This window comes from Desulfovibrio sp. (genome assembly GCF_035644575.1).
GTDB lineage: Bacteria > Desulfobacterota > Desulfovibrionia > Desulfovibrionales > Desulfovibrionaceae > Desulfovibrio.
The window spans coordinates 1-8,103 of sequence record NZ_DASQOG010000248.1 but is presented as its reverse complement, the minus strand read 5'-3'; the positions used below and the strand labels follow the sequence as shown (position 1 = coordinate 8,103).

Annotated in this window: 9 protein-coding genes; 3 read left to right on the top strand and 6 right to left on the bottom strand. The window is 61.6% G+C overall.

The window, feature by feature from the left end:
• Nucleotides 1-48: 48 nt before the first annotated feature.
• The 5 genes from xseB to ispG form a co-directional block, all read right to left on the bottom strand.
• Nucleotides 49-309 carry an exodeoxyribonuclease VII small subunit gene (xseB, locus tag VEZ52_RS13990; protein ID WP_192111962.1) on the bottom strand — a complete coding sequence of 87 codons (261 nt, stop codon included), beginning with the start codon at nucleotides 307-309 and terminating at the stop codon, nucleotides 49-51.
• Entirely contained in the window at nucleotides 306-1,238 is a 933-nt protein-coding gene (locus VEZ52_RS13985) for a M23 family metallopeptidase (protein WP_324837356.1), read from the bottom strand. Before VEZ52_RS13985 ends, xseB begins: the two co-directional genes overlap by 4 nt.
• Entirely contained in the window at nucleotides 1,238-2,755 is a 1,518-nt protein-coding gene (gene xseA / locus VEZ52_RS13980; RefSeq protein ID WP_324837355.1) for an exodeoxyribonuclease VII large subunit, read from the bottom strand. The genes VEZ52_RS13985 and xseA overlap by 1 nt, the downstream gene beginning before the upstream one ends.
• Before the next feature lie 170 nt (nucleotides 2,756-2,925).
• The gene (locus VEZ52_RS13975; RefSeq protein ID WP_324837354.1) at nucleotides 2,926-4,656 is read right to left on the bottom strand and encodes a proline--tRNA ligase; all 1,731 of its coding nucleotides are present in this window, start codon (nucleotides 4,654-4,656) and stop codon (nucleotides 2,926-2,928) included.
• A complete protein-coding gene (gene ispG, locus VEZ52_RS13970) occupies nucleotides 4,656-5,729 on the bottom strand; it encodes a flavodoxin-dependent (E)-4-hydroxy-3-methylbut-2-enyl-diphosphate synthase (RefSeq protein ID WP_192111965.1) in 1,074 nt (357 codons plus the stop codon). Before ispG ends, VEZ52_RS13975 begins: the two co-directional genes overlap by 1 nt.
• 441 nt (nucleotides 5,730-6,170) lie before the next feature.
• Between ispG and VEZ52_RS13965 the strand changes: the two genes are divergently transcribed.
• From VEZ52_RS13965 to VEZ52_RS13955, 3 genes are read left to right on the top strand one after another with little or no spacing between them, the layout of a single operon-like run.
• Nucleotides 6,171-6,830 (top strand): FlgO family outer membrane protein, encoded by a 660-nt coding sequence (locus VEZ52_RS13965; protein ID WP_324837353.1) that lies wholly within the window; start codon nucleotides 6,171-6,173, stop codon nucleotides 6,828-6,830.
• A 12-nt stretch (nucleotides 6,831-6,842) separates the two neighbouring features.
• Entirely contained in the window at nucleotides 6,843-7,196 is a 354-nt protein-coding gene (locus VEZ52_RS13960; protein WP_324837352.1) for a hypothetical protein, read from the top strand.
• A gap of 8 nt (nucleotides 7,197-7,204) precedes the next feature.
• On the top strand, nucleotides 7,205-7,813 hold the full coding sequence (locus tag VEZ52_RS13955; RefSeq protein WP_324837351.1) for a FlgO family outer membrane protein: 609 nt from the start codon (nucleotides 7,205-7,207) through the stop codon (nucleotides 7,811-7,813).
• 27 nt (nucleotides 7,814-7,840) lie between these two features.
• Here VEZ52_RS13955 and VEZ52_RS13950 read toward each other — a convergent pair.
• Nucleotides 7,841-8,103 (bottom strand): hypothetical protein (locus tag VEZ52_RS13950; protein WP_324837350.1); only part of this gene is annotated, 263 nt, incomplete at its 5' end.

Sequence of the window (8,103 nt, the reverse complement as noted above, 5' to 3'; positions counted from 1 at the left end):
GCCCCGCGCGTGCAGCAGGGCCTTCATGTCAGCAACGCTCATCATCGCCTATTCCGCCTCCTCTTCTGCGTTCAGCCCGCTTGCCGCCACAGGGCGTGACTCAAGGGGACGAGCCTGACCATCCTGCCAGATTTCAAGCTCGTGCCGGGCTTTGTCGAGCTGCTCGCGGCAATAGCGCGAGCACGCCGCTCCTTCCTTATACAGGGCCATGCCCTTTTCCAGGGGCAGGTCGCCGCTTTCAAGCGCCGCCACGATCTCCTGAAGCCGGGCCATCTTTTTTTCAAAAGTATTGTCTGTCTTGGCGCTCATGGATTGTTTCCCCTGGCGTTCCCGGTTGTCAAAAAGGGCTGCGGGTCAACCGACTCGCCCTGAACCAGAAGCGAAAGATGCAGATGCGGCCCGGTAACGCGGCCCGTGGCCCCTACCAGCCCGATAACCTGCCCCTTGCGCACCCGATCGCCATTTTGCACCAGTATTTCAGAGAGGTGCAGATACGCGGTGAACACCCCTTCGCCGTGATTGATGTACACTACATTACCGGAGAAGTACAAATTCCCCGTAAGGCCCACCTGACCATCGGCGCAGGCAAGCACAGGCTGCCCCTGCGGGCCGCGCAGATCAAGGCCCTTGTGCACCCCGCGCGGCTGCCCGTTGAACACGCGTTTGAGGCCGTACAGGCTTGAAACATCGCCGGGCACAGGCCGCACAAAGGGCAGCACCCAGAAGCGTTCGGGCAGACGCTGGGCCAGAGCCTGGCGCACAAGTTCCCTGTCGGCCTTGATGCGCGCCATTTCCGCCGCCGGGGGATCAACGTATTTTTTATCCACGTTCAGTTTCTGCACCGGGCGGTCTTTGTCAAAAAAAGCGATCTTGCGCGCTACTGCGGGGGCATCCTTGCCGTTGCCCGTGGAGACGACAAGATCACGCGCGGATTCCTTTTCTTCCAGCGGCACGGGCAGCAGCATGACGGCCTGCCAGCGCGTTGCAGCGCCCGCAGCGGTAGTGGCGCTCACCTGCTCCGCCCTCGCCTCGTAAGTTTTGCCCAGCCAGCGGAACGTGAAGGACTTTGCGGGCGCGTCGCTCACCGCCAGGGCGGGAAAGGCATCCCCTCTGGCAACGGATTCGGGCGCGTCAAGTGCGAGTGCTACTGCTGGGGACGGCGCAGCCAGAACCGGAGTATATCCAGCAAAAAACGAGCAAGCCAGCAGCGCCACGAAAACGCGCATGAGCACAGACATCAGCTATTCCGTCCTTGTTTTTTGGCAACCTGCAACGCGCTTGTATCAGAATCAGGCGCACCATCTGGCAGCACCTTGCTGACCACGGCGGCAAGGCTGCCATCCGCCAGACGCACCGTGATGGCGCTGCCCGCAGGGGCTGCCGTCACCGTGCGCAGCAGGCCGCCATCCGCACCATGCACAAGGGCATAGCCGCGCTTGAGGGGTGCCAAGGGGTTGGCGGCTGCCAGAGCAAATTCGCATTTTTCCAGTTCGCGCCCGGTGCGGGCAAGCATTTCCTGCCCTGCCGCCTGCAAGCGCTGATGCGCGGCATCATACCGCTGTTCCTGCGCGGTCAGCATGCGCGGCATGGCAGCAGCCAGACTGGCAGAAAGCGCCTCTACCCTGCTGCCCAGCACATCCAGCCGCGAAGGGCTGAAGGCGTTTTGCAGGGCACGCTCAAGCCTGTCGCGCCGGGCCTCTGTGGTGTCGAGCCACTGGCGCGCGGCCCTGTGCAAGGAGCGGTGCAGGCCGTCAAGCTGCTCTGCAAGGCGGGCCTGATGCCGCATGGGCGAAAACCAGCGCAGGGCGTTTTCAAACTGGGCAAGGCTTTGCCCCGCTGTTTCCAGCCGCCGCCGCGCGGCGCGCACAAGGGCGGCCTCCGCCTCGTCAACCTTTTGCATCAGCTCGGCCCGTGCAGGCCAGAGCAACTGGGCCGCATGCGAGGGCGTTGCCGCGCGCAGGTCTGCCGTCATGTCGGCAAGGGTAACGTCCACCTCATGCCCGATGCCCGCCAGCACCGGCAGGCGCGACTCAAAGACAGCCTCGGCCACGGCTTCTTCATTAAAAGCCCACAAATCTTCCAGCGAGCCGCCGCCGCGCACCAGCACAACGGCCTGTGCCCAACCCTGCGCGTTGGCCTCGTGTAAGGCACGCACAATAGAAGGCGCGGCTTCAGCACCTTGCACCAGAGCCGGAAACAGACGAATGCGCGCCCCGCTGCCCCGGCTGGCCGCAAGCTCCATAAAGTCATGGATAGCCGCGCCCGTTGGGGAGGTGATAAGGGCCACGCGCTGCGGATCATACGGCAGGGAGCGTTTGCGCTCATGGCTGAAATAGCCCAGAACCGCCAGTTTGCGCTTGCTGGCCTCAAAGGCCTTCGCAAGCTGGCCCTCGCCTGCTGGCTGCACCAGTTCAACCGCAAGCTGATACTGCCCGCGCGGCGCATACAGGGTGATGCGCCCTGCGCAGAGCACATCCAGCCCGTTGCGCAAAAGCTCCAGCGGCGAAGGACGCGGCGCGTCAAAAACCTCGCCTGTCAGCGGATCAAAACCCTGACTGTTCTGCCGCTGCATGTGCCTGAACCACACGCACTGCAGCTGCGCGTCGGCATCCTTGAGGGTAAAATAGACGTGCCCTGAGCCGGGACGGGTAAGGTTGGTCACCTCGCCCCGCACCCAGACAAAGGGAAAACGTCCCTCAAGGGTTTTGCGCAGCTGTTCCGTGAGTTCACGGACAGACAGTATGGCTTCCTGCATGGTGCTCCGTGTGCGGCAGTGTATCAGAAAACGTAGTTGAGATTTTGTTGCTGAAGGGGCGCTAAAAGCGCCCCTTCTACCAAAACCAGCAGCTCTCCCCCTGCTGCGTGCGTCATGTCTGCATAACGCCCAATGCAAAGGGGAAGGCTTGTTTTTCGTCAGTACAGCCCCTAGCCTTGTTGCTGCGCCCACCCCTCGCGGACCTTGGCGGCCCAGGCGGAAAAGGCTTCAGCCATGGCATCGGCGGGCAGTTCACCCTTTTCACCGCTGCGGCGATCCTTGCATTCCACAATGCCCTTGGCAAGGCCCTTGCCGCCAACCACAAGCTGCATGGGAATACCCAGCAAGTCCGCATCCTTGAATTTGACGCCGGGGCGTTCGTCGCGGTCGTCCATGAGCACGTCCACGCCCATATCCTTGAGCATGGCGTAAATCTGCTCGACCTTGGCGTTGACCTCTTCGTTGCGCGGGTCAAGGTTCAGCAGGATGCAGTCGTAAGGAGCCAGCGGCGGCGGGAACACAATGCCGTGCTCGTCGTTGTTCTGCTCGATGGCGGCGGCGGCCACGCGGGAAACGCCGATACCGTAGCAGCCCATGATCATGATCTGTTCCTTGCCGTTTTCGTCAAGGAAGGCGGCATGCATGGCATCACTGTATTTGCGGCCAAGCATGAACACGTGGCCCACTTCAATGCCGCGCGTCAGCTCAATGCGGCCGCCGCAGCGGGGGCAGGTGTCTTCGGGCGTGATGGCGCGCAGGTCGGCCCAGGCGGTCACCGTGGCGTCACGCTTGAGGTCAACGTGCACAAGGTGGGCATCGCCAGCGTTGGCGCCCACCACATAATCTGTAGCGCCTTGCAGTTCGGCATCGGCGTAGACCGGAATTTCCAGCCCCACAGGCCCGGCAAAGCCCACAGGGGCCTTGGTGAGCTGCTGCACGGCGGCGGCGTCAGCCATGACCACATCCTGCGCGTTGAGCAGGTTCTTGAGCTTGATGTCGTTCACTTCGCGGTCGCCGCGCACCAGCACGGCCACGGGCTTGCCGTCCACCTTGAAGAGCATGGTCTTGACCACGGAGGAGGCGGGCACGCCCAGCAGGGCCGCCACTTCTTCCACCGTGTGGGCATTGGGGGTGGCTACCTTCTCCGCCGGAGCGCAGGTATCCGTGCAGGGCTTGCCGTTCCAGGCCACTTCGGCGCGCTCCACGTTGGCCGCGTAGTCGCAGTGATGGCAGAAGGCGATGGTGTCTTCGCCCGTTTCAGCCAGCACCATGAATTCGTGCGAGAAGTTGCCGCCGATGGAGCCAGAATCGGCCTCCACAGGGCGGAACTTGAGGCCAAGGCGCTGGAAAATACGCTTGTATGCCGCGTGGCAGGCCCAGTAGTTCTGCTGCGCGCCTTCTTCCGTGGCGTCAAAGGAATAGCCGTCCTTCATGATGAATTCGCGCCCGCGCATGAGGCCGAAACGGGGGCGGATCTCGTCGCGGAACTTGGTCTGAATCTGGTACAGACGCACAGGAAGCTGACGATAGGAGCGCACTTCGCCGCGCACGAGGTCGGTGATGACTTCTTCGTGCGTGGGTCCAAGGCAGTATTCGCGCTCGTTGCGATCCTTGAAGCGCAGCAGTTCCTTGCCGTAATGCTCCCAGCGGCCCGATTCTTTCCACAGGTCGGCGGGCTGCACCATGGGCATGAGCAGTTCTTCAAAGTAGGCGACGGCCATTTCTTCGCGCACGACGCGGCTTATTTTTTCAATCACCTTCAGGCCCAGCGGCAGATAGGTGTACATGCCCGAAGTAAGCCTGCGCACCATACCGGCGCGCAGCAAAAGCTTGTGGCTGATTACCTCGGCATCCGCCGGAGATTCCTTGAGGGTGGGAATATAGCAGTTGCTGAAACGCATTACTGTGATTCCTTTTCGTTGAGCAGTTGTTGCAGTTCTTCCATAAAAGCCGCCAGCAGGGCCTCCTGCCCTTTGACCGAGCGGATGACCTCGCCCTTGCGAAATATGATTCCCTTGTCGCGCCCGCCCGCAACGCCCAGATCGGCCTCGCGGGCCTCGCCCGGCCCGTTGACCACGCAGCCCATGACCGCCACCTTGATGTCGGCCTTGGAGGTGGCTAAGCGGTCTTCCACCGCGCGCGCCAGCGAAAACAGGTCAATCTCCGTGCGCCCGCAGGTGGGGCACGAGATGATCTCCGGCCCGCGCGAGCGCAGGCCAAGGGCGCGCAGTATTTCCCACGCCACGGTTACTTCTTCCACCGGGTCGGCGGTGAGCGAAACACGCAGGGTGTCGCCAATGCCCTCGTGCAGCAGAATGCCAAGCCCCACGGCAGATTTTACCGTGCCGCGCATGAGGCCCCCGGCCTCGGTAACGCCGATGTGCAGAGGGTAGTCGCAAGCCTCTGCAAGCTTGCGGTAGGAGGCAATGGTATCAAGCACAGAGGAGGACTTGAGCGAAATTTTGGTATCGTAAAAACCGCGCGCCTCAAGCATGCGCACATGGGTGAGAGCGCTTTCCACCAGCGCCTCGGGGCAGGGGCCGCCGTACTGCTGGAGCAGGCGCTTTTCCACAGAGCCGGAGTTGACCCCCACGCGAATGACCGCCCCGTGGGCCTTGGCGGCATCCACCACGCGGTCCACGTGCTCCTTGGGGCCGATATTGCCGGGGTTGATGCGCAGGCCTTCAAGCCCGGCCTCCAGCGAGGCCACGGCAAGGCGGTAATCAAAATGTATGTCCGCAATGAGCGGAAGGCGCGTACCCGCGCGGATTGCTGGCAGGGCCGCAACGGCAGCCTCGTCCGGCACAGCCACGCGCACCGCTTCGCAGCCGCGCGCCTCAAGCCGCGCAATCTGCGCAAGCGTTGCCTCGGCATCGCGGGTGTCTGTATTGGTCATGCTCTGCACCATAACAGGCGCACCGCCGCCAATGGAAAGCCCGCCCAGACGGATGGCGCGGGTTGTGTGCTTTTGCATGCTTTCCTCACAAAGACAAGTGGAGCCAAGGCCCAAAGCCACGGCACTCCGTAAACGAGTCTTCTATGCTATTTCCCCCTGCAAGCCAAGTGCGCGCAGCACGGGCCGCGCTGCGGGCTTTGCGGCAAGCCTTGCCGCATGCCCTGTATTTCAGTGCCGCATAAAACCCCTTTTGGACAGCCTGGCAGTAAGCGCCCAAGGGGCAAATGCGATGTCTGGAACGTGTCTTGCAAAGTTTTGAAAAAAGGCCTCAGGCTGACGTTTTTTCCGTCAGCACTCAAGTTGGCGGCCATTGTGACGATAAGACTATGGTAAGAGCCGTTCCGCTGGGCTGTGGGCAATAGCCCCGGCAAACGAGGAATTATCCCGCTTGGGATCCATTGGGATCAAGGCGCGAGGGGCTGCATCAGAGCAATTTCACTCGGGGTTTGTATGCATATAATGCCGCGTCTTCTTATGCTTTGCGCACTTTTGCTGCCGCTCTTTGCCGGCTGCGCCAAGAGTGGGCCTTCCGCGCTTTCGCCCGGCTATACGGACGCCGTGGAGCTGAAGCTCAAAAGCCGCGAACTGGCCGAACAGATGCTTGCCACCATGCCAAACGACGCCATTCAGGGCTTTGTGGCCATGCCCACGGCCTTTGTGAACCAGAACAATACCTCGCAAAGCTCGCCCATGGGCAGGCTGATGGCTGAATCGTTGTTTTATGAATTCAACCAGCGTGGCTTTCCCACGCGCGAATACAGGCTGAACGGAGCCATCAACGTGCAGGGCGGACGCGATGACCTTGCCCTTGCCGCGAATCAGATGGTTGCAACCACCGGGCAAAAATGGGCCGCCCTTGTTGTGGGCACCTATTATGTGGACAAGGACGCAACCTTTATCAACGCCCGGCTGGTGCGCGCCAGCGATGGCCTTGTGATGCGTACAGGTCAGCTTGTGCTGGTGAATACGCCCATTGTGACGCGCATGGCCGAGGCCGACGCGCCACCGCCGGTAAAGGCCACAGCCAGCAGCGCCCCAGCCAGACCGGCCCCAACTTCGCTCTATACGCCTGCCAGCAGCATCAGTAGCGGCACGCTTGTTATCAAACAACGCCGGTAAGCCGGAATTGCCATGAAAAAAACGTTGAACAACATCTGCGCGCTTTGCCTTGTGGCCTCATGCGCCCTTCCTCTCGCGGCACTGCCAGCCAGCGCCCTGGCCGACAGCATGTCGTCATACAGCGGGCAGGGCAACGACGCCCAGGCAAAGCGCGAGGCAAAGGAACGGGCCAACTATCTTTCTGATGCCAACGAGCACAGCCTGGCCTATCTTGGTCAGGCCCGTCAGTTCCGCGAACAGGGACGCTATGAGCTTGCGCGGCAGCGCTATCTTCAGGCTCTTTCCATCTGTGCCGACGACCAGACCCTTTATGTCATAAAAAGGGAGCTGAACGGCGTTGAACTGCTTTTGCGCACCATGCGCTGAGGATCACCATGAACCGCTTTTTCATTACCATTCTTGTGCTTGCGGCCCTGCTTTTTCCGCTCACGGCGGCGGCAGCCGGAAACGTGCCCAATGCTGCCGTAAGCATTGCCAAGCAGCTTGACGAGCAGATCATGATGCGCTTTTCGGGCGACAGTCAGGACATGAGCCGTAAAGACCGCGAAGCCCTGGCCCGCGCCCGCATCATGATCATGGGCACCACCCCGGTCAACATCAACAACCTTGATGAAGCATCCCCGCTGGCGCGCCAGATGACGGAAGAAATCTCCCGCTGGCTCATCAATGCGGGCTACCGCTTTCAGGAACTGCGCAAAGGGCGCGATATCCGCTTTGACAAGCTCAAGGGCGAATTTATCCTGACGCGCGATGTGCGCCAGCTTGCCAGCCCCAGCGGCACCAGTCAGGCAATACTGGCGGGCACCTATGTGACCACCAGCGATCAGGTGCGCTTCAGCATCCGGCTTATCCACACCTCAAGCAATGAGGTACTGGCCATGGGCACGGCCACTGTGCCCATTACAGACGACCTGCGGCCCCTCGTGCGCGAACCCCGCCCCGGCGACGGGCTTGCACCCTCCGTGAGCACACGGCTTCAGTAGCGTCCTTGCCTCATACGCGCTTTGCGTCTATAACATGCCCGCGCCTGTCTGCTTGACGGCGCGGGTTGCCTTTGGGGCAGCCGCTGTTTTCAAAAATTCCGTTTTGCCCGCCGGGGCAATTGCGTAAACGATCCGTGAACCCGGGCCGCTGATTTTGCTGGCGGCCAATCCCGCGCGGGCACGCCGCCCACTGCGGGCTATACGCCTTTTTGCGCGCAGCAAGGAGACAACATGTCGCTCAGTATTGGTATTGTGGGCCTGCCCAACGTTGGCAAATCCACCCTTTTCAA